This window comes from Streptomyces sp. NPDC041796 (genome assembly GCF_055590785.1).
The window spans coordinates 1-21222 of sequence record NZ_JBVJAH010000005.1; the positions used below are offsets into that span (position 1 = coordinate 1).

Here is a 21222-nt window from a genome sequence, read left to right on the forward strand (position 1 = left end):
CCCCCCCCCCCCCCCCCCCCCCCCCCCCCCCCCCCCCCCCCCCCCCCCCCCCCCCCCCCCCCCCCCCCCCCCCCCCCCCCCCCCCCCCCCCCCCCCTCGGCGGTGACGGGACGTCAGTGTCCGTGCGGGCTACCAGCGATACCAGCGGCCCCGTGCGCCACCGTGACCGGCCGGGCGGACCAGGAAGCCGACCAGCCAGACGACCAGCACGATGGCGGCCACCCACCAGAGCACCTTCAGGGCGAAACCCGCGCCGAAGAGAATCAGGGCGAGAAGAAGAACGAGAAGAAGCGGGACCATGATTATCAACCTCCGAGGCAGCTTGTGCCCGGCATAAAGAAGATCACACGACAGGAATCGATTTTCTTCCCGGGTTTGTTCTGCGGGATTTCGGCAAGACGACAATCCGATCCCGTAGTCGACAGTGTGGGAGTGTGATTCCGATGGCAGCCGACGAGAAGGCGCAGGCCCGGACCGAAAAGGCGAAGGGCAAGGTCAAGGAGACGCTCGGGCGCGCCACGGGTAACGAGCGCATGGAAGCCGAAGGTCGCGCGGAGCAGTCCAAGGGCGATCTGCGGCAGGCGAAGGAGAACGCGAAGGACGCCTTCCGCCGCTGATTTCAGCCGATCCGTCGCCGATCGAAGGCCATGGAGAAATGGCCCGCCCCTTCCGGGGGCGGGCCATTTTCCTGCTTCAGGTGGCCCCGGCCGGGGTGAAACAGGCGGTGATGGTCTTGCCGTGCTCCTGGGCGTGCGCGTGCCAGTGGTCCGACACCGCGTCCACGAGTGCGAGGCCCCGGCCGCCCGGTGACGTGGTGTCGGGGGTGCGCGGGGCCGGCACCCCGCTGCCGTCCTCGTCGTGAACGCTGACGTGCAGACAGCGGCTGTCCCAGGTCAGGACCAGTTGCGCGGAACTGTGGGCGTGCACGTGGGCGTTGGTGATCAGCTCCGACACCGTGAGCAGGACGTCGTCCACCGTTTCGGGGGACTCCTCGGTCCACCCCAGCGACTCCAGGTGCTCACGTGCCCAGAGGCGCCCTGCCCGTACGCCACCCGACACGGGGAAGCACCGTGCCCAGCCCACGGCCCTCATCGACGAGTCGGCCATCGTGTCTCCTTTCCGTCCGGCACCTGCCACCCCCGTGTACCCCCGGAGCGGGAAGGCAACGGTCCGCCGCCGGGCCGCCGATGACCGGGCCGCGCGGGCCTCAGCCGGACGCGGCCGCCCGCAGCCCGGGGAGCGCCTCCGGCAGTGCCTCGCGCCAGTCGCGCAGCGGCGGCAGGTCCGCCTCGCGCCAGCGGGCGTGGCCGAGCACGCTGTACGCCGGGCGCGGCGCCGGGCGGGGAAAGGAGGCGCTCGTGGCCGGGCGGACGCGCGCGGGGTCGGCCCCCAGGAGGCGGAAGGTCTCCCGGGCGAGGTCGTACCAGGTGCCGTCCCCGCTGTTCGTGGCGTGGTAGACGCCCGGGGGCGCGCCCACGAGCCGGACCAGCCGGCCGGCCACGTCGGCGCTCCAGGTGGGCTGGCCGCGCTGGTCGTCGACGACGTCCACCGTGTCGCGGGAAGCCTCCAGCCGCATCATCGTCCGTACGAAGTTGCCGCCGCCCGTCCCGTACAGCCACGCCGTCCGCACCACGTACCCCCGCTCGGGGAGGACTTCCAGGACCGCCCGCTCGCCCGCCAGTTTGGTGCGCCCGTACGCGGTGCGCGGGCCGGGCACCGCGCCCTCGGCGTACGGCACGCGCGCGTGGCCGTCGAAAACGTAGTCGGTCGAGACGTGCACCAGGGCGCAGCCCGCCTCGGCGCACGCCTCCGCGAGGTGCCGCACGGCCGTTCCGTTGACCGCCAGGGCGTCGTCCTCGCGGGTCTCGGCGTCGTCCACCGCCGTCCAGGCGGCGCAGTTGACGACCACGCGGGGGCGCAGTGCCCGCAGCGCGGCCCGGACGGCCTCCCGGTCCGTCACGTCCAGCTCCCGCCGGGTCAGGCCGATCGTGCCGTTCCCCGCGCACCGCAGCACGTCCCGCCCCAGCATCCCCCCGGCGCCCGTCACGACCCAGGTCACAGCGCCGCCCGGTCCAGCAGGGGATGCCACCAGGACCGGTTGGCCTCGTACCAGGCGACCGTCTCCGCCAGCCCCGTCGTGAAGTCCCGGCCCGGCCGGTAGCCCAGCTCGTCGCGGATCTTCGTCCAGTCCACCGAGTAGCGCCGGTCGTGGCCCTTGCGGTCCTCGACGTGGTCCACCCGCGACCAGTCGGCACCGCAGGCGTCGAGCAGCGCGCCGGTGAGCTCACGGTTGGACAGCTCCGTACCGCCGCCGATGTGGTAGACCTCGCCCGCCCGGCCCCGGGTGCGGACGAGTTCGACGGCCCGTACGTGGTCGTCGACGTGCAGCCAGTCCCGGACGTGGGAGCCGTCCCCGTACAGCGGCACCCGGCCGCCGTCCAGCAGCCGGGTGATGAACAGGGGGACGACCTTCTCGGGGAACTGGTGGGGGCCGTAGTTGTTGGAGCAGCGCGTCACACGCACGTCCAGGCCGTGCGTGCGGTGGTAGGACAGGGCGATCAGGTCGGCGGACGCCTTGGTCGCGGCGTAGGGGGAGTTGGGCCGCAGCGGCTGCTCCTCGGTCCAGGAGCCCGCGTCGATCGACCCGTACACCTCGTCCGTGGAGATCTGGACGACGGTGGAGATACGGTTCCGCACGGCCGCGTCCAGCAGGGTCTGCGTGCCCAGCACATTGGTGCGCACGAAGGCGTCGGCGCCGGCGATCGAGCGGTCGACGTGCGACTCGGCGGCGAAGTGGACGATCTGGTCGTGCTCGGAGACCAGTTTGTCGACCAGTTCCCGGTCGCAGACGTCACCGTGGACGAACGCGAAGCCGGGGTGGCTCCGCACCGGGTCCAGGTTCGCGGGGCTGCCCGCGTAGGTGAGCTTGTCCAGGACGGTGACTTCCGTGCCGCCGGGCCCCGAGGGCCCCAGCAGCGTACGGACGTAGGTCGAGCCGATGAAGCCGGCTCCGCCGGTCACCAGGACACGAGGGGCGCTGTTCATGCCGAGATCTGCACCTTGCTGTGATCGCCGAGCACCAGGCGGTGGGCGGCCGGGATGGGCGGGGCGGGGGTGATTTCGACGTTACGGCCGATGAGGGACGCCTCGACACGCCCCACGCCGTGCAGGGACGAGCCGCTGAGCACGATGGAGTACTCGATCTCGCTGTCCGTGACGCGGCAGTTCTCCGCGATGGAGGTGGACGGGCCGATGTAGGAGTTCTCCACGACCGTGCCCGCGCCGATGATGACCGGGCCGACGATCCGCGAGCCGCGCACGGTCGCGCCCCCGCCGATGCGGACGCGGCCGATGATCTCGGTGGCGGTGTCGACGGTTCCCTCGTTGCGCGGGGTGAGGAGCTCCAGGACGGAACGGTTCACCTCCAGCATGTCCGCCACGTTGCCGGTGTCCTTCCAGTAGCCGGAGACCACGGTCGAGGTGACGGTGCGCCGCTCGTCGATGAGCCACTGGATGGCGTCGGTGATCTCCAGTTCGCCGCGCGCGGACGGCTCGATGGAGCGCACCGCCTCGTGCACGGCGGGCGTGAACAGGTAGACCCCGACGAGCGCCAGGTCGCTGCGGGGGTTCCCGGGCTTCTCCTCCAGGCGGGCCACCCGCCCGTCGACGTCGAGCTCGGCGACCCCGAAGGCGCGCGGGTCGGGCACCTTGGTGAGCAGGATGCTGGCGGCGGGGCGGGCGGCGCGGAATTCCTCGACCAGGTCGGTGATCCCGCCGACGATGAAATTGTCCCCGAGGTACATCACGAAGTCGTCGTCGCCGAGGAACTCCCGGGCGATCAGCACGGCGTGGGCGAGTCCGAGCGGGGCGTGCTGGGGGATGTACGTGACGACGAGGCCGAAGCGCGTCCCGTCGCCCACGGCCGCCCGGATCTCCTCGGCGGTGTCGGGGGCGACGATGAGGCCGACCTCGCGGATTCCGGCGGCGGCGATCGATTCGAGTCCGTAGAAGAGCACCGGTTTGTTGGCCACCGGGACGAGCTGTTTGGCGGAGGTGTGCGTAATGGGGCGCAGCCGGGTGCCGGCGCCCCCGGAGAGTACGAGTGCTTTCACTTCACTGCCTGCCTGTCTGCCTCGGCTGACGGGGACAAGGTGCAGGTTGTGAACGAGAGTTGAGCGCCACGAATTACGTGCCTTCGTGGGCCATACGTGTGATTCCGTAAATCCGTTCCGGCGCTATAACGCCCACCCAGTGAACTTCGCTGTGGCTTAAGTGTGTTAATCGGTGCTTCGCTAGGTGTGGTCGGTATTGCTACGTTCGACAACCATGAACGTCCGAATGTCGTCTCTGTCCCGGGACGTACGGAAAGCCCGGATCGTCGTCATCGCCGTCGCGGGGGTCGCGTTCGTGTCGAAAATGGCACTCGCGGCGAACACGCGCGGGCCCGCCGATGTGCGGTTCTTCTGGGGTTTCGCACGGGCCATCGCCCGGACGGACCCGGTACGCATCTACGCGGAGCAGATGCCGTGGCTGCCGGTCTACAACCACCCGCCGCTGGCGAGCTGGATGCTGCTGGGGCTGGAGTGGCTCGCCCAGCAGGGCGTGCCCTGGCGGCCCCTGATCCGCTTCCCCGCGTGTCTCGCCGACTTCCTCACCGTGCTGCTGGTCTTCGCGATCGTGCGCCGGCGGGCGGCCCGGCTGCGTACGGCGGTGCTCTGTGCGACGGGCGCGGCGCTGTGCCCGGTGCTCGTCGCCACCTCCGGCTACCACGGCAACACCGACTCGGTCGCCGTGATGTTCGCGTTCGCCGCCGCGTACCTGCTCGTCGACCGGGGCAGGCCGGTGGCGGCCGGGGTCGCGGCGGTGCTGTGCGTCAGCGTCAAACTCATCCCGGTCGTCGCCGTACCGCTGCTCTTCGCAGCCGCCTGGCGCACCGGGGGCCGCCCCGCCCTGCTGCGGTTCACGGCCGGGTTCACCGCGCTGTTCCTCACCGTGTGGGGGCCGGTCGTCGCCACCGTGCCCGGCGGGCTGAAGGCGAACGTCCTGGAGTACGCGGGCGGCAACTTCAGCTTCTGGGGCATCGTCCGCTTCGCCCGCTGGGCGGACGTCCCCGAGCCGTACGTCCAGCTCCTGCGCGGTGACGGCCACTTCCTGATCGTCGCCGCGATCATGGCTGTGGGCGTCCGGCTGGCGTGGCGGCGTCCGGCCGACACGCCACTGGCCGTGGCCACCACGCTCGGACTGCTGCTGTTGCTGAGCACCGCCTCGGGCGTCCAGTACCTGGCGTGGCCGGCGGCCGGGCTGTTCGTCGTCGGCCTGTGGCAGGGGACGGCGTACGGGATCGTCGTCGGCTCCGTCGCCGCCTCGGTCTACTCCGGGCAGCGCCCGGTGCACTGGACGGACACGGAGATGGCCTTCGGCGCCCTGGGCTGGGCGGTGCTCGCCCTGTGCGTCGCCTCCGCCCTCCACGGGGCCCTGGCCACCCGCCGCCGCCCCGCCCCGCCGACGCCGCTCCCCCCGGCACGCCGAGCCCCCGCAGCCCCCGGCCGGGTGCCCGGCGCGTCCACCGGCTCGCCCGGTGCCCGCACACCCGACCCCGGACCGGTCGGCCCCGCCCCCGCCACACGGCCCGCCCCCGCGCCCACCGGGCCGGCCGCCCCGGTCGCGGGCGCCCCCGCCGAGGGCACCACGGGGGCGGCGCCCGGTGACGCGGGCGTTCCCGCTTCCCCCGCCGACTGACCCGCCCCGAACCCCCGCGAGAGTGGAGAAGCCCGTGACGGAAGGCCAGAGCAGCCGAAGCAGCAGCCCCAGGATCGGGATCCTGGTGGTGGCGTACAACGCGGAAGCGACGCTGGAGAAGACCCTCGACCGGATCCCCGCCGACTTCCGGCCGAGGATCGCCGAGATCCTGATCCTCGACGACGCCAGCCACGACGCGACGTTCACCGCCGGCTGCCGCTGGTCCCAGCTCGACGGGATGCCGCCGACCGTCGTCATGCGGCACACCAAGAACCTCGGCTACGGCGGAAACCAGAAGGCCGGGTACGCCCTCGCCGCCGAGCGGGGGCTGGACATCGTCGTCCTCCTGCACGGCGACGGGCAGTACGCCCCCGAACTGCTGCCCCAGATGGTCGAGCCCCTCGAACGCGGCGAGTGCGAAGCCGTGTTCGGATCACGGATGATGCGGCCCCGCGACGCCCTCCGCGGCGGCATGCCGCTGTACAAGTGGCTCGGCAACCGCGTCCTGACCCGCCTGGAGAACGCGCTGCTCGGCTCGGAGCTGACCGAGTTCCACTCCGGCTACCGGGCCTACACGGTGGATGCCCTGCGCCGCCTGCCCATCGAGCGCAACACCGACGCCTTCGACTTCGACACCCAGATCATCGTGCAGATGGCCGACGCCGGCATGCGCATCCGCGAGATCCCCATCCCCACCTACTACGGCGACGAGATCTGCTACGTCAACGGCATGCGCTACGCCAAGGACGTCGTCAAGGACGTCCTCGAATACCGGCTGGCCAAGAAGGGGTTCGGGACGTGCGGGTGGATCCCCAAGCCCGTCGAGTACCCCTTCAAGGAGGGTGACGGCTCCTCGCACGCCGTCATCCTCGACCGGATGCGCGACCTGCCGCCCGGCCGGGTCCTCGACGTCGGCTGCTCCGGCGGCGCGTTCGCCGAACGCCTGGAGGCCCTCGGCCACACCGTCACCGGCGTCGACTGCGTCGAGGTGGAGGGCGTGACGCAGAAATGCTCCGGCGGCTTCTTCCTCGCCGACCTGGAGGAAGGACTGCCCGAGGGCATCGGCGAGGGGTACGACTACGTCGTCGCGGGTGACGTCATCGAGCACCTCTCCCGCCCCGAACGCCTCCTCTCCGAACTGCGCCGCGTGCTGCGCCCCGACGGCCACGTCCTTCTGTCCGTACCGAACTTCGGCCACTGGTACTCGCGGCTGCGCGTCGTGCTCGGCATCTTCGACTACGACCGGCGCGGCATCCTCGACGAGACGCACCTGCGGTTCTTCAGCCGCGCCAGCCTCCGCCGCACCGTGCGCGCCGCCGGGTACGACGTGCTGTCCATCGGTGCCACCGGGGCGCCCTTCTGGTCCGTGCTCGGCGGCGGACCGGTGTCCAGGGCGCTCGGCAGGGTGTCGAAACTGCTGACCCGTCTCCGGCCCACCCTCTTCGGCTACCAGTACGTCGCACTGCTCACCCCGCATGCGGCGCGGACGATCATCGCTGGGGAGCACATCGATGTCCAGGACATCCTCAACCGTCAGTTCGTCCCGGTGGACTCCTCCACCCACCGCGTCGGCGTGTGAGAGGCGGACGTTGACCCTGCCCAGCCTGACGCTGCTGCTGTTCGCGGTGTTCTCCTCCGCGGCCGGCCAGATCATGCTCAAGCACGGCATGGCGGCCGCCGCCACCGCCGCCGAGAAGGCCGGCGGCTCCCTGGCCGTACGCGCCGCGACCACCCCCTGGGTGGTGCTGGGCCTCGCCGTCTTCGCCCTCTCCGCCGTCGCCTGGATGACCACCCTCGCCCGGGTACCGCTGTCCATCGCGTACCCCTTCAACGCCCTCGGCTATCTGCTGATCGTGCTGGCCGGCTCCACGCTCCTGCACGAGCGGACCTCGGTGTGGACCTGGGCCGGCTCGCTGCTGGTGGTGATCGGCCTGGTGACGGTCTTCCTCGGACAACGGAACTGATCCACCTCGGAAGCTTCAGAAGGACCGAACGCCCATGCCCGCACTCAGCGTCATCGTGTCCGGCCACGCGCCCCACGGCCGGCTCCGCACCTGCCTGGACAGCGTCACCACCCAGACGCCGCCCGACCTCGACATCGTCGTCACCGTCCCCCACACCGACGGCCCCGCACGGGCGCTCGCCGCGTTCCACGAGGTGCGCGACCCGCGCGTCACCGTCGTGCCCGTCGCCCCGGGCGCCCCGGCCGCCACCGCCCGGGCCGCCGCCGCCCGCGCCGCGACCGGGACGTACCTGCAGTTCCTCCACCCCGCCACCGACCGGCTGCCCGACGGCGCCGCGGCCGCGCTCACCGCCCGCCTCGACGCCCACCACGACGTCCGCGAAGCACCGGACGTCCTGCTCCTGGACCACCACCACGCCCACTGGTGGGACGACGCCGTCCCCAGCGGCTCCACCGACCTCCTCGACGGGACCGGCAACCCCGACCCCCTCACCCTCGCCGACCGCCCCGCCCTCCTCGACATCGCGCCCCTCCTCGGCAACCGCCTCATCAACGCCCGGCTCCTGGCCGAGCACCCCGAACTGATCGGCACCGAAGGACACGACGAGCTCTACCTCTCGTACGCCGTCCTCCTCCTCGCCCGGCGGATCACCACCACGACCGCCGTCGGCCTCGTCCGCCACAAGGACCGCCCCAGCCAGCGGCGGGCGGCCGGACCCGAACAGCACTTCGCCGCCTTCGGCCAGTACGAACGCCTCCACCAGCTCGCCCACGCCGCCGCCGCGCCCACCGCCCTGCGCACCAGGCTCTACGACCGGATGGTCGGCGACTACCTGGCCACCCTCGCCCGCCGCGACGAACTGCCGCCCGCGCTGCTCACCGAGTACTTCCGGCGCGCCGCCCGTCACACCGCCCGCTTCCGCCCCGAGGGTCACCACCGGCCCGGCGGCCTCGACGGAGTGCGCCACGCCCTCCTCGGCCGGGGCGCCCACCTCGGCTACCGGCTGCTGCGCATCGCCAACGACAAGCGGCGCGCCGCCCAGGCCGTCGCCGCCACGCGCGCCGAGCGGATCACAGCCGCCCGCACCCGCCACCGCTACCGCAGCAGGCTGCGCCGCGGCATCGACCAAGATCTGGCCGTCTTCTCCGCGTACTGGGGGCGCGGCGTCCACTGCAACCCGGCCGCCATCGCCGCCGAGCTCGCCGAACTGGCCCCCGACATCCACCAGGTGTGGATCGTCGACCCCGACCGCGTCCCGCTGCTGCCCCCCGGCACCGACCACGTCGCCCCCGGCACGCCCCGCTACTGGGACGTCCTCGCCCGCGCCAAGTACCTCGTCAACAACGTCAACTTCCCCAACGGGGTCGTCAAACGCCCCGGAACCGTCCACCTCCAGACGCACCACGGCACCCCCCTCAAACGCATGGGCGTCGACCAGCGCGACCACCCGGCCGCAGCCCAGGGCCTCAACCTCGAAGCCCTGCTGGAACGCGTCGACCGCTGGGACTACAGCCTGTCCTCCAACAGCCACTCCACCGAGACCTGGGAGCGCGCCTACCCCGCCGGCTACCGGTCCCTCGACTACGGCTATCCCCGCAACGACATCCACTACCGCGCCACCGCCGCCGACGTCCGCACCGCCCGCGCCAAGCTCGGGATCGAACCCGGCCGCCGCGCCCTGCTGTACGCCCCCACCCACCGCGACCACCAGCCCAGGGCCCGCTGGACACCCCGCCTCGACCTGCCCCGGCTCGCCGACGACCTCGGGGACGACACCGTCCTGCTCGTACGCGGCCACTACTTCCACGACCGGCTGCCCGGCCCGCGCCACGACCGCGTCCTCGACGTCACCGGCTACGACCCCGTCGAGGAACTCGCCCTGGCCGCCGACGCGCTCATCACCGACTACTCGTCGATCATGTTCGACTACGCCAACCTCGACCGCCCCATCGTCCTGCACACCGACGACTGGGAGACCTACACCGCCACCCGCGGCGTCTACTTCGATATCACCGCCGAACCCCCCGGACACGTCACCCGCAGCCAGGCCGAACTCACCGAGGTCCTTCGGGACGGCACCTGGTGCGACGAGGCGGCGGCGAAACAGCGCCACGACTTCCGGCTGCGGTTCTGCGAGTACGACGACGGACGCGCCGCCGAGCGGGTCGTACGCCGGGTCTTCCTCGGCGAGGGCGAGGAGAGCCTGCCGCCCGTCCTGCCGCTGGAGCGGCGCACCCCCGCCCCCACACCCGAGGAGGCCACCCGCCGATGACCGACCTCCCCGACGTGACCGTCACCGTCATCGTCCACAACGACGCCGAACGGCTGCCGCGCGCCATCGCCTCCGTACGCGCCCAGACCCACCGCGACATCGAGATCGTCATCAGCGACGACCACTCCACCGACGCCACCCCGCAGGTCGCCTCCGACCTGGCAGCCCAGGACGCGCGCATCCGGGTGATCAGGCTGGAGCGCAACAGCGGCGGCTGCGGCGCGCCCCGCAACCGGGCGCTGGAAACCGCCCGCGCGCCGTTCCTGATGTTCCTCGACAGCGACGACGAACTCCCGCCGCGCGCCTGTGAACTGCTGCTCGCCGCCCACGCGGAGGCCGACGTCGACTTCACGATGGGGGCGGTCGAGCGGGTGCGCACCGACACCGGGGACGTCTCACCCTGGATGGCGCACCTGTTCGCCCGGCGCCGGACGGTCCGGGGCATCGCGGACGAACCACGGCTGCTGTTCGAACCGCTGTCGACCAACAAGATGTACCGCAAGGAGTTCCTGGACCGGCACGCCCTGCGCTTCCCCGAGGGCCTCCACTACGAGGACCAGCTCTTCTCCGCCCAGGCCTACACCCTCGCCCGCGCCTTCACCGTCCTCACCGAACCGGTCTACCGCTGGTACATCGCCCCGTACGCCTCCGCGGAGACGGCGACCATCTCCAACCGGCGCCACCTGATCTCCAACGTCCGCGACCGGGTCGCCATCGCACGGCTGATCGACGACTTCCTGGCCGCACAGGGAGTGCCGGACGCGGTACGGGAGGAGAAGGACCACAAGTTCCTCTCCCATGACCTGCGCCTGTACGCCGGTGACCTGCCGCACCGGGAACCGGCGTGGGTCGAGGAGTTCGCGGCGGAGGTCCTGCCGTACCTGGACGGGCTGTCCCCCGCCGCCTTCCGGCGGATGCGGCGTGACGACCGGGTCGTGGTGGGGCTGCTGCGGGAGGGACGCCACGAGGAGGCCCGGCTGGCCGCGCGGGGCCTGGCACACGGCGTCGGACCGCGCCGGACGGTGCGCGACGGGCGGGGGCGTACGTACTGGGGGAGGGAGCTGCCCCGGACGGAGGCCGGGCGGGCCGACCTCGACCTGACGGAGCTGGACCTGGCCGGGTGCCCCTTCGGCTCCGCCCGGTTCCGGCACGAGATCACCCGGGTGGGGCGCGGCGACGACGGCGCCGTGGAGCTGCGCCTGCGCACCTACGACCCGGGGCGGCGCCTTCCGCTCGCCCCGCTGCCGGCGCGCCTGCACGTCTCGCCCGCGGGGCGGCGGCTGACCGTGCCGCTGCGGATGGACCCGGCGGGGCGGGGCGTCTTCGAGGGCGCCGTACGGCTCGACGTGGCCGCCGCGCCGCTGCCCGTGCACGGCTTCCGGGGCGTGCGGCACCCGGTACTGGAGGTCACCGACGGGCGCACGGGCAACACCGGGATCCTGCTCGCGCCCCTGGACCTCACGCCGTTCGAGGTGGCCGGCGCGGGCCGGCACCGCGTCACGGTCGAACCGGAGGGGCGGGACGCGGGGCGGCTGCAACTGCGCTGGCGGCCCGGGGGAGTGGTGGGCCGGCTGTTCGGGCCCGTGGTGCAGCGCGGGCCGGTGAGGCGGGCCGCCAAGGCGCTGCTCGGCACCCGCTAGCGCGGCGGGAGAACGGGACCGCGGCCCCGGCCGCCGCGGCCGCTAGCGGGGTGCCGGGAACAGCACCGCCCCGGCCCCGCCCATCGACGGGGCCGGGCGGCGGTCCTCCAGCGGGATCACGGGCGGCAGAGCGGCCGGGTCCTCGCCCAGGAACAGGTGCCGCACCACGCGCTCGGCCGCGTACCCGTCGTCGTACGGGCAGAAGCGCGCATGGAACGCGGCCCGCAGCTGCGCCGAGCGCGATCCGCGCCAGTGACCGGTGACGAAGATGTCGATCAGCTCGTCCTCGGTGCGGGCGACCGCGCCCGGCGGGAAGGCCCGCAGGTCGAAGTAGGTGCCGCGGGCGGCGTCGTACGCCTCCCAGTCCTCGGTGTGCACCACGATGGGCCGGTCGAGGCCCGCGTAGTCGAACATCAGCGACGAGTAGTCCGTCACCAGCACGTCCGACGCCAGGCACAGCGCCTCGACCGAGGGGTGCCCCGACACGTCGATGATCCTGGGGTTGTCCGCCGCGGCGAAGGGCGAGCCGTAGGTGGGGTGGGGACGGGCCAGGACCACGAACCGGGGACCGAGCGCCAGCACCAGCCGCTCCAGGTCGAGCAGGTGCGGCTGCGGGCGCACGTAGTCGCGGTGCGTGGGGGCGTACAGGATCGCCGTGTGGCCCTCGGGGATGCGCAGCGACTCGCGCAGCAGGGCGACGTCGGAGGCGGTCGCCCGCTGGAAGACGTCATTGCGCGGTGAGCCGAACTCCAGGGTGCGGTAGGCGGCCGGGTAGACCCGCTCCCACACCAGGCTGGAGTGACGGTTGGCGGACACCACGGCGTCCCACTTGTCGATGTTGCGCAGGAGCTGCGGGAAATCCATGCCCCGCCCGGCCGCCGGCCGGTACTGGAGGTCCAGGCCCATGTGCTTGAGCGGCGTGCCGTGCTGGGTCTGGATCAGCAGCTGGCCGCGCCGCTTGACCAGCCGCCGGTCGAAGTTGACGTTGTTGACCAGGTACTTGGAGCGGGCCAGCGCCGTCCAGTACGCGGCCGACCCCGGGCGGATCCTGCGTGTCCCGGTCGGCACGGTGTGGAAGTGCTCGGGCCCGCAGACCCAGGCGGTGCGCACGTGCGGGGCCAGTTCGCGCACCCGCTCCTCGACGGCGGCCGGGCTGCACGCGTAACCCCGGTTCCAGTAGGCGGCGAACACGGCACGGTCCTCGCGCACCGGCAGGCAGAGCTGGATCCGGTAGTGGAGCTGGAGCAGCGCGCCGCGCAGGGCCCGCGCGGCCGTCGACGCGTACCGCCCGGCCCGCTTCTTGAGCGCCCGGGCGGTCATGACCGCCCGGTACGTCCGGTGGCTGCCCAGCCGCACCAGGGCGTGCCGCAGCCGGGTGGTGAACTTGGGCGTGGCGCCCCGCGTGCGGAAGCGGCTGTAGTGGCGGCGGGCGCGGCGGAAGAAATCGGCGCGGGTGCCGCGCGGGAGACGGCCCTGGGCGGAGAACACGGACGTGAAGTGGTCGGCCATGCGCCGGAACAGCACCGGCCGCCAGCGCGCCAGCTCGGGGCGGGCGTCGATGAACGCGAAGACCCGCTCGTACTGCTCGAACAGGTCGAAGTGCCGGGGGCTGGTGGTGCGCAGGATGGACCCGGTGCGGCGCTGGCGGTAGTGGACGCAGACCCGGTCGAGCGTGGCGATCGACTCGGCGGCCATCAACGCCGGGTAAGTCCAGGGGGTGTCCTCGTAGAAGCCGGGCGGGAAGGCGAACCCCTCACGCTCCAGGAACTCCCGCTTGTACGCCTTGTTCCACACCACCATCAGGACCTTCAGCAGCCCCGGCCGCTCGGTCAGCGGGAACGGCGCCGGCCCGGCCTGGGTGAGGTGACTGCGGAACTCGTGGCGCACGGTCTCCCCGGACCAGTAGACGCGGGCGTAGTCGTACACCAGGAGCTCGGGCGAACCGGTCTCCTTCAGGCGGTCGGCGATGGCCTGCAGGGCGCCCGGTACGAAGGTGTCGTCACCGTCCAGGAAGAGGACGTAGTCGCCGCTCGCACGGGCGAGCCCCGCGTTGCGGGCGGGCCCCAGCCCGGTGTTCTCGGGCAGGTGGACGGCGACGACCCGGCGGTCGCGGGCGGCGAACTCGTCGATCACCGCCCCGCAACCGTCGGGCGAACAGTCGTCCACGGCGATCAGTTCCAGATCCTCGAAGGACTGGGAGAGCACCGACTCCAGGCACTCGTGCAGATAGGCCTGGACCTTGTACGCGGGGACGATGACGCTGAACCGGGGCATGGCCCGGGAACGTCGGATGAACCGACCGGGTTACGCCCGCCGTGGCATACGGGGGACCCGGTAGCTCACTTGACCGCACCCGCCATCACACCGGAGACGAACTGCCGCTGGAAGGCGAAGAAGACGGCGAGCGGGATCACCATCGAGACGAACGCCCCGGGCGCCAGGATGTCGACGTTGTTGCCGAACTGCCGCACCTGCTGCTGGAGCGCGACCGTGATGGGCGGCGACTCGGAATCGGCGAAGATCAGCGCCACCAGCATGTCGTTCCACACCCACAGGAACTGGAAGATGCCGAGCGAGGCGATGGCCGGGCCACCGAGCGGCATGACCACCCGGGTGAACAGCCGGATCTCGCCCGCCCCGTCGAGCCGGGCGGCCTCCAGCAGCTCACGCGGGATCTCCGCGAAGAAGTTGCGCAGCAGGAAGATCGCGAACGGCAGGCCGAACGCGACGTGGAACAGCACGACACCGAGCGTCGTCTCGAAGATCCCGACCTCGCCGAACAGCTTGGAGACCGGCACGAGCGCGACCTGCACGGGCACCACCAGCAGCCCGACCACGACCAGGAACCACCAGTCCCGGCCGGGGAACTCCATCCACGCGAAGGCGTACCCGGCGAGCGACCCGATCACCACGACGAGGACCGTCGCGGGCACGGTGATCAGCACGGTGGAGAGGAGCGAGCCGGTGATGGTCTCGTTCTCCAGAATGCTCGCGTAGTTGGCGGTGGTGAGCTGGGCGGGCGCCGTGAACACCGTCCACCAGCCGCTCGCGCTCATGTCGGCGGGATCGCGCAGCGAGGACAGCAGCAGCCCGACCGTCGGCATCAGCCAGAACAGCGCGACGAGGACGAGGAAGACCCGCATGACCCCACCACCGGTCCGGGCGGCGACCCGAGCCGCCACGGAGGGCTTCTTCGGCCGACCGCTCATCGCCGGGCCTCCTTCCGGATGCGGCGGATGTTGAAGAACATCACCGGGATCACCAGCAGCAGGAGCAGGACCGAGATGGCGCTGCCCACGCCGAGGTGCGCGTCCGTGCCGAAGGAGGAGCGGTAGAGCTGCAGCGCGAGCACGTTCGCGTCGTCCTGGACCGAGCCGGGCGCGATGATGTACACGAGGTCGAAGATCTTCAGAACGTTGATCATGAGGGTGACCAGGACGACCGCGAGGACCGGCGCCAGCAGGGGGACCGTCACCCGGCGGAAGACCTGCCACTCACTGGCGCCGTCGACCCGGGCGGCCTCCAGCAGCTCACGCGGAAGGGCCGCCAGGCCGGCCGCGATCAGCACCATGGCGAAGCCCGCCCACATCCAGACGTAACTGCCGATGACGGCCGGGGTGACCAGGGACGGGCCGAGCCAGTCCACACCGTTGTACTGCTCGCGGAAGTTGCTCCCGGGCAGCCGCAGGAGGGCCCCGTCCGCCTCACCGGGCAGGGTGAAGGTGCCGTCGGCACCCGCCGTCGCCGTGGCGACGACCCGGCCGTTCTTGACCGCCTCCACCTTCAGGCCCTTCAGGCCCAGTTCCTCGGTGTCGATGGTGTTGGACGTGCCGCCGCCGCCCCGGGTGAAGTCCAGCCACGCCGTCCCCGTGACCTTGTCACCGGCCGGCTCCGGGGCCTTCGCGGGCTTCGCGTCCTCCGGCATGTCCGGCGCCGCCACGCCGATCAGGGGCAACCGGGCGGGCGCGCCCGCCCGTACCGGCTCCTTGGTGAGGAACGCCCCGCCGCCCGCCGCCCGCAGCGGGTGCACCGGCAGCGGCCGCGCCTTCGGGTAGCTCGCCGACTCGGCGAACGTGTCGTGCACACCCACCCAGACCGCGTTGGCGACCCCGCGGTCCGGGTCCTGCTCGTACACCAGCCGGAAGATGATCCCGGCGGCCAGCATCGAGATCGCCATCGGCATGAAGACGATCAGCTTGAACGCCGTCCCCCACCGCACGCGCTCCGTCAGAACCGCGAAGATCAGACCGAGGGCGGTGGCGACGGTCGGCGCGACCACGACCCAGACGGCGTTGTTCTTGACGGCGGTGAGGATCGTGTCGTCGGTGAAGATCTCGACGTAGTTGTCCAGGCCGGCGAAACCGCTGCCCGCCTGGTCGAAGAAGGACCGGTGGACCGAGTACCCGATCGGGTAGACCACGAGCGCGCCCAGCAGCACCAGCGCGGGCAGCAGGAAGCCGGCCGCGACGAGCCTGCGGGTGCCGGTGACGCTCTTGCGCGAACCCGGGGGCGCCGGCGACGTGGCCGCCGCGCCCCCCGCTGACGGCGCCGCCACGGCGTCAGCTCTTGCCCTGGTACGCCTTGGCCGCGTCGGCCTCCAGCCTCGCCTGCGTCCCCGCGATGTCCTTCGGGTTCTTCAGGAAGTCCTGGAGTGCCTTCCACTCGCCCTTGCCGGGCGTCCCGCCGAACGACTGCGGCATCTGGTCCGACATGTCGAAGCGGAAGTCGTCCCCCGCCGCGATGAGGGCCTTGCCGATGTCGCGCTGGACGTCGTTCGGGTACGCCGCCGGGTCCATCGACTTGTTGGGGGAGATGAAGCCGCCCTCGGCCGCCCAGATCCGTGCCGCGTCGGGCGAGGCGAGGAACGTCAGCAGCGCCTGGGTGGCGGGCTTGCCGGTCAGCGCGACCGCCACGTCGCCGCCGGTCACCACGGGCGGCTCGGAACCCACCGCCGGGAACGGGAACGCCTTCGCGTCCGTACCGATCTTCGCCTCGGTCTGGGCGATGTTGATGGAGACGAAGTCGCCCTCGAACACCATCGCGGCCTTGGGCGCGTCACCGCCGGTGAACGTCTGCGTCACGGACGCCGGGAACTCCGTCTGCAGCGCCCCCGCCGCGCCGCCCGCGATCAGGTTCGGCTTGCCGAAGAGTTCGGCGAGGGTGGTGAGGGCCTGCTTCACGGACGGGTCGGTCCACGGGATCTCGTGCTTGGCCAGCCGGTCATACTTCTCCGGCCCGGCCTGGGAGAGGTAGATGTTCTCGAACCAGTCCGTCAGCGTCCAGCCGTCCGCGCCGCCGACCGAGAAGGGCGTCACGCCGGAGGCGGAGATCGTCTCGGCGGTGGTGAGCAGTTCCTTCCAGGTCTTCGGCTCGGACACCCCCGCGTTCTCGAAGGCCGCGGTGTTGTACCAGATCAGCGACTTGTTGGCGGCCTTGAAGTACACGCCGTACTGGGTGCCCTTCACCGCCCCGAGGTCCTGCCAGCCCTGGGAGTAGTTCTTGGCGAGCTGTGCCTTGGCCTCGGCACCGGCCGGCTTGGCCCACCCCCGCTCCACGGCCTGCTGGAGCGCGCCGACCTGCTGGAGCATGGCGACGTCCGGCGGGGCACCGCCCGCGATCTTCGTACCGATGTAGTTCAGCATCGCGTCCTGCGTCGGTACGTAGGCGACCTCCGCCCCGGTGCGCTTCTCGAACTCGTCGAGGACCTTGGTGAACGCCTGCTGTTCCGGGCCCGTCCACACCGCGACGACCTGGACCTTCTGGCCGTCCAGCTTCGGCAGCCGCACGGTCGCCGCGTCGGACGCGGTGGCCTTGTCCGGCTCCGAGCCGCCCTTGCCGCCGTCGCCGTCACCGCAGCCGGCGAGGGTGAGGGCGCAGACGGCCGCCAGCGCCATGGCGGCCCCGCGTGTCCGGTGCGTCCGGGGTATCCGGCGTATCCCTGGTGTCCTGCGTGTCCGAAGAGTTGTGCGCATCACTGCCCCGTCTCTTCCGTGCGCGTACGCGTCCCGTCCGTCAGGTCTACGCCCGCGGTACGGGGGCCGCAATACCGCCTTCCGTGTCAAGTCGGGGATCGTGATGGGGTCGTGACGTGCCGTCAGGCCGCTGTCACCCGTGCGGTGTCGGCACGAGCGGAGGCAGCGGCGCCGCGTCGACCGAGCGGGCCGCCCGCTCCAGGGCGCTCGCCAGCAGCGCCAGGTCCGTCGGCCCGTTGCCCAGCTCCCGCACCGGGCGGCGGGCCGGCGGATCGCCCATCCGCTCCCACTCCAGTGGCACCACCGTGGGCCGCTGCGTCGCCGTACGGGGGATGCGCCCGGTGACCCGGCCGCCCTGGAACGGCGTCACCCGGCCGTCCGGGTGCCCCAGCCGGCCACGCCCCGGCGACGGGACGTCCGGCCCGGGGGAGACCGGCGGGGCGTCCAGCACCACCCGCAGCCGGGCCTGGTGGGCCAGCTCCGTGTCGGCCGTGCGGTCCGGGCGGGCGGACGTCACCACCAGGTGCACGCCCAGGCGGTGGCCGTCCCGGGCCACGGCCTCCAAAGCCCGCACGACCGACCCGGCGGCGGGACGGCCGGGGCTGCCGAGCGCGGGGGCGACCAGCGCGTCGTAGTCGTCGACCAGGACGACCAGGCGCGGCAGCGGAGGTGGCACCTCGTCCTTGGCGGTCCGGGCGGCGGGACGCAGCCGCAGCGTCCCGGTGGGCGGCGTGTCGGGATCGGTGGGTGGGCCGGCAGGTTCCGCGGGGCGGGTCCGGTCCGTGGTTCGGCGGGGGTCGGCGGGGTTGCTCCGGTCCGTGGAGCGCGTCTGGTCGGCGGGGCGGGTCTGGTCGGCGGGGCGCGTCTGGTCGGTGGGGCGGCGCGGGGCGATCATGCGGTTCGCGACTTCCCGCTGGGTGTGCCACTCGGTGAACTCCTGGCGGCCCAGCAGCTCGGCGCGGCGCTTCAGTTCCGCCCCGAGCGCCTGGGCGAACTCCCGCATCCGCACCGGGTCGGAGGCCACCAGGTGCTCGGTGGCGTGCGGCAGTTCGGTGCAGGGCGCGAGACCCTCGCCGCGTCCGCCGCCCGCGCCGTCCACGAGCAGCAGGCCCAGCCGGTCGGGGCGGGACGCGGCCGCCAGGGACGCGGCGACGGAGCGCAGCAGCTCGGTGCGGCCGCTGCCGGCCGGGCCCTCGATCAGCAGGTGGGGGCCCTCCGTGGTGAGGTCCACGGCCAGGGGCCCGCGAGGGCCGGTGCCCAGCACGGCGGTGCCGTCCGGGGCCGAGGCCCAGCGGGCCATCAGGGACGCGGGTGTCGCCCGGGCCAGCCCCAGCTCGTCCAGCAGCCGGGAGGACGGTGGCAGCGGCACGGCGGTGGCGCGGGGCGCGGCGCCCGGGACACCCCCCGGCGCTTCACCGGCCTCGTCGCGGTCGGCGCGCAGCGGGGCGAGTGCCCGCGCGAACCGCTCGGCCCAAGCGGCCGACACCGCGTCGACCGTGCCCACGGTGCCGTGACCGGCCGGCTGCCCGCCGGCCGTACGCATCAGGCGCAGCGCGGTCGCCACGTCGCCGGACAGCAGCGCGGCGGCTCCGCACTCGCGGAACGCCAGCGACGCGGCGCACGCCGTCTCGTACGTCTCCATGACCGGGGACAGCGGTGAGGCGGCCGGGGTCTCGGCCAGACAGATGAGGTGGATGCCGGCCGCCGCGCCCGCCCCGGCGAGCCGCGCGGTCGTCTCACGCAGTGCGGCGGAGCCGGGGTCTCCGTCGACGATCACGACGGTGTACGTCCCGTACGCCGCGCCGTGCCGCTCGGCGGCCTCCGCCACGGCCTTGCGGTCGGCGCTCGCCCAGCCGGGCCCGAGCGGCCCGTCGTCCAGCCGCCGGGTGAGCTCGGCGGTCCGGGCGGCGGCCTGCTCCCGGTCGTACGCGAGGAGGAGGCGGCAGTCCTGGCCATGCGCGGGGCGCACGTGCGGGAGCCAGCCGAGCCAGCTCCAGTCGCGCTTCCGGTTCGCGCCGCTGATCAGCACGATCTCCAGGTCGGTGGGCGCGTGGAGAGCGGCCAGCTGGGCCACGACGGAGCGGGTCAGGCCGAGGAGCCGTGCGCGCGGCCCGGCGAGGGCGAGCGACCCGGCCTCGCGGAGCCCCACCGTGACGGGCACGGCGGCCAGGTCGGCCCGGTCGGTGGTGCCGAGCCGGACGGCCAGCGCCTCCGGGTGTCCGGGTCCCCGCTCCCACAGGCGCGGTCCCGGGCCGAGCGCGGTGAGCAGCACGGCGGCGGGGTCGGGCCAGGTCTCATGGATGGTTCCGCCCGCGAGGGCCCCGGGGGCGGTCCCCTCCGGCGCGTGCGCCGTCTCGTCGCCCCGCCCGCCCGCGAGCCGCCGCGCCCAGGCCCCTATGCCCCGCTTGCGCGCGGGGCCCGCGGGGGTGGCTTCCGGTCCGCCCGTGGGGGTGCCCCGCGCGGGGGTCACCGGCACGTCGTGGCCCCGGCCCCGTTCGGCGCCCCCGCCCCCGGCACCGCCGCGCGCGATCCGGCGTTCGGCGCCCCCGGCACCGCCCCCGGCCCCCGCACCGGCACCGCCGCGCGCGACTTCCGTGCCCGGCTCCCCGCGCCCGGCCCCCGAACCGCCGGGCCCCGTCACCGCGCCGGAACCGCCTACTGCGGCTGCCGCACCGGCACCGCCGGGCCCGGCCCCCGTCTCCGCTCCGGCTCCCGAGCCGCCCGGCCCGTCGGCGACCGTGCCGGAGGCGGCCGCACCGGGGCCCTGGTGGGACGGCGCGGCGTCGCCGGAGGCGAGGGGTCCCGGCACCGGGACGCGGCCGGCCGAGCCGGGCCGGGCCCCCGGCGCCCCGCCCGCACGGGACACCCGCAGGTGACCCTCGCCGTCGGGCACGGTCGGCAGCGGGGCGCCGTCCACCGCGGGCGGGCCCGCCGTCAGCCGCAGCGACGACTCGCCCAGCCGCAGCAGCGCGCCCGGGGGCAGGCGGACCGGACGGGTGCCGACCTCGGCGCCGTCCAGGGTGGTGCCGTTGGTGGAGCCCAGGTCGGCGACCGTGACCCGGCCGCCGTCGGTGACGGTCACCGCGCAGTGCAGGCGGGACACGTCGGGGTCGTCGAGCGGTACGTCGGCGTCGGCGGAGCGGCCGATGCGGATCTGGCCGGGGTGCAGCAGATGGACCCCTCCCGCGTCCGGCCCGGCCACCACGTGCAGCCGCGCCGGGAGGCCGTCCGGGGCCGCGTGGTCCTCGCCCGGCACCTGGAGCGAGAGCACGGCGCCGTCCACCAGCGGGGGCTCGCCCAGGACACGGCGCTGTACGTCCAGCCGCTCCCCGCCCGCGTACAGCACGACGGCACCCGAGGAGTCGGCGCCCGACACGGCGGCCGCCAGCCCGGAGGCGACGGCGGCCAGCACGGTCCCGGCCGGGGCGGTGACAAGCACGTCACAGGCGCGTCCCGCGGCCTGGCCGCCGGTCGGCGCCGCGAGGACGGTCAGCCGGATCTGCATCGCCGTCAGCGGTCCCTTCTGCGCGGCGCGCCCGGCAGCGGAGGAATGGCCCGTCTCGATCTCCCCCCACCCGCCACGGACGCGTCGTCCGGTCAGGTCGGCACGGACCACGAGGCTCCCGACCCCGCGA

At 73.3% G+C, this 21222-nt stretch carries 16 protein-coding genes; 6 read left to right on the plus strand and 10 right to left on the minus strand.

Translation table 11 applies throughout. The features are described 5' to 3' along the window. Positions 1-129 precede the first annotated feature (129 nt). A complete protein-coding gene (locus ACZ6C1_RS10865) occupies positions 130-300 on the minus strand; it encodes a hypothetical protein (protein WP_064072138.1) in 171 nt (56 codons plus the stop codon). Between the two features lie 143 nt (positions 301-443). Between ACZ6C1_RS10865 and ACZ6C1_RS10870 the strand changes: the two genes are divergently transcribed. Continuing rightward, complete coding sequence (locus ACZ6C1_RS10870; RefSeq protein WP_469239898.1) at positions 444-617, plus strand: CsbD family protein; 174 nt, start codon at positions 444-446, stop codon at positions 615-617. 76 nt (positions 618-693) lie between these two features. On the opposite strand, the gene ACZ6C1_RS10875 is transcribed toward ACZ6C1_RS10870, so the two are convergent. The 4 genes from ACZ6C1_RS10875 to ACZ6C1_RS10890 form a co-directional block, all read right to left on the minus strand. Continuing rightward, a complete protein-coding gene (locus ACZ6C1_RS10875; protein WP_469239900.1) occupies positions 694-1107 on the minus strand; it encodes an ATP-binding protein in 414 nt (137 codons plus the stop codon). Positions 1108-1207: 100 nt separating this feature from the next. Beyond that, the gene (gene rfbD / locus ACZ6C1_RS10880) at positions 1208-2059 is read right to left on the minus strand and encodes a dTDP-4-dehydrorhamnose reductase (protein WP_469239902.1); all 852 of its coding nucleotides are present in this window, start codon (positions 2057-2059) and stop codon (positions 1208-1210) included. Next, positions 2056-3045: a dTDP-glucose 4,6-dehydratase gene (gene rfbB / locus ACZ6C1_RS10885; protein WP_469239904.1), complete on the minus strand. Its 990-nt coding sequence runs from the start codon at positions 3043-3045 to the stop codon at positions 2056-2058. The genes rfbD and rfbB overlap by 4 nt, the downstream gene beginning before the upstream one ends. Next, a complete protein-coding gene (locus ACZ6C1_RS10890) occupies positions 3042-4112 on the minus strand; it encodes a glucose-1-phosphate thymidylyltransferase (protein ID WP_469239906.1) in 1071 nt (356 codons plus the stop codon). Before ACZ6C1_RS10890 ends, rfbB begins: the two co-directional genes overlap by 4 nt. 226 nt (positions 4113-4338) lie before the next feature. Between ACZ6C1_RS10890 and ACZ6C1_RS10895 the strand changes: the two genes are divergently transcribed. From ACZ6C1_RS10895 to ACZ6C1_RS10915, 5 genes are read left to right on the plus strand one after another with little or no spacing between them, the layout of a single operon-like run. Continuing rightward, complete coding sequence (locus ACZ6C1_RS10895; RefSeq protein WP_469239908.1) at positions 4339-5739, plus strand: glycosyltransferase family 39 protein; 1401 nt, start codon at positions 4339-4341, stop codon at positions 5737-5739. 34 nt (positions 5740-5773) lie between these two features. Further along, positions 5774-7318, plus strand: coding sequence for a methyltransferase domain-containing protein (locus ACZ6C1_RS10900; protein ID WP_469239910.1), 1545 nt, complete (start codon positions 5774-5776; stop codon positions 7316-7318). A gap of 10 nt (positions 7319-7328) precedes the next feature. Continuing rightward, positions 7329-7703, plus strand: coding sequence for a DMT family transporter (locus ACZ6C1_RS10905; protein ID WP_469239912.1), 375 nt, complete (start codon positions 7329-7331; stop codon positions 7701-7703). A 34-nt stretch (positions 7704-7737) separates the two neighbouring features. Further along, positions 7738-9975, plus strand: coding sequence for a CDP-glycerol glycerophosphotransferase family protein (locus ACZ6C1_RS10910; protein WP_469239914.1), 2238 nt, complete (start codon positions 7738-7740; stop codon positions 9973-9975). Next, the gene (locus ACZ6C1_RS10915; RefSeq protein WP_469239916.1) at positions 9972-11615 is read left to right on the plus strand and encodes a glycosyltransferase family 2 protein; all 1644 of its coding nucleotides are present in this window, start codon (positions 9972-9974) and stop codon (positions 11613-11615) included. The genes ACZ6C1_RS10910 and ACZ6C1_RS10915 overlap by 4 nt, the downstream gene beginning before the upstream one ends. A 42-nt stretch (positions 11616-11657) precedes the next feature. Here ACZ6C1_RS10915 and ACZ6C1_RS10920 read toward each other — a convergent pair whose 3' ends face one another. The 5 genes from ACZ6C1_RS10920 to ACZ6C1_RS10940 all read right to left on the minus strand — a co-directional run bounded on the left by ACZ6C1_RS10920 (position 11658) and on the right by ACZ6C1_RS10940 (position 21092). Beyond that, positions 11658-13889, minus strand: a complete 2232-nt coding sequence (locus tag ACZ6C1_RS10920; protein WP_469239917.1) for a bifunctional glycosyltransferase/CDP-glycerol:glycerophosphate glycerophosphotransferase — start codon at positions 13887-13889, stop codon at positions 11658-11660. A gap of 65 nt (positions 13890-13954) precedes the next feature. Then, entirely contained in the window at positions 13955-14824 is an 870-nt protein-coding gene (locus ACZ6C1_RS10925; protein ID WP_469239919.1) for a carbohydrate ABC transporter permease, read from the minus strand. Then, positions 14821-16170, minus strand: a complete 1350-nt coding sequence (locus tag ACZ6C1_RS10930) for a carbohydrate ABC transporter permease (RefSeq protein ID WP_469239921.1) — start codon at positions 16168-16170, stop codon at positions 14821-14823. Before ACZ6C1_RS10930 ends, ACZ6C1_RS10925 begins: the two co-directional genes overlap by 4 nt. 4 nt (positions 16171-16174) lie before the next feature. After that, complete coding sequence (locus ACZ6C1_RS10935; RefSeq protein ID WP_469239923.1) at positions 16175-17509, minus strand: ABC transporter substrate-binding protein; 1335 nt, start codon at positions 17507-17509, stop codon at positions 16175-16177. 211 nt (positions 17510-17720) lie between these two features. Then, entirely contained in the window at positions 17721-21092 is a 3372-nt protein-coding gene (locus ACZ6C1_RS10940) for an FHA domain-containing protein (RefSeq protein WP_469240352.1), read from the minus strand. Positions 21093-21222: the final 130 nt, after the last annotated feature.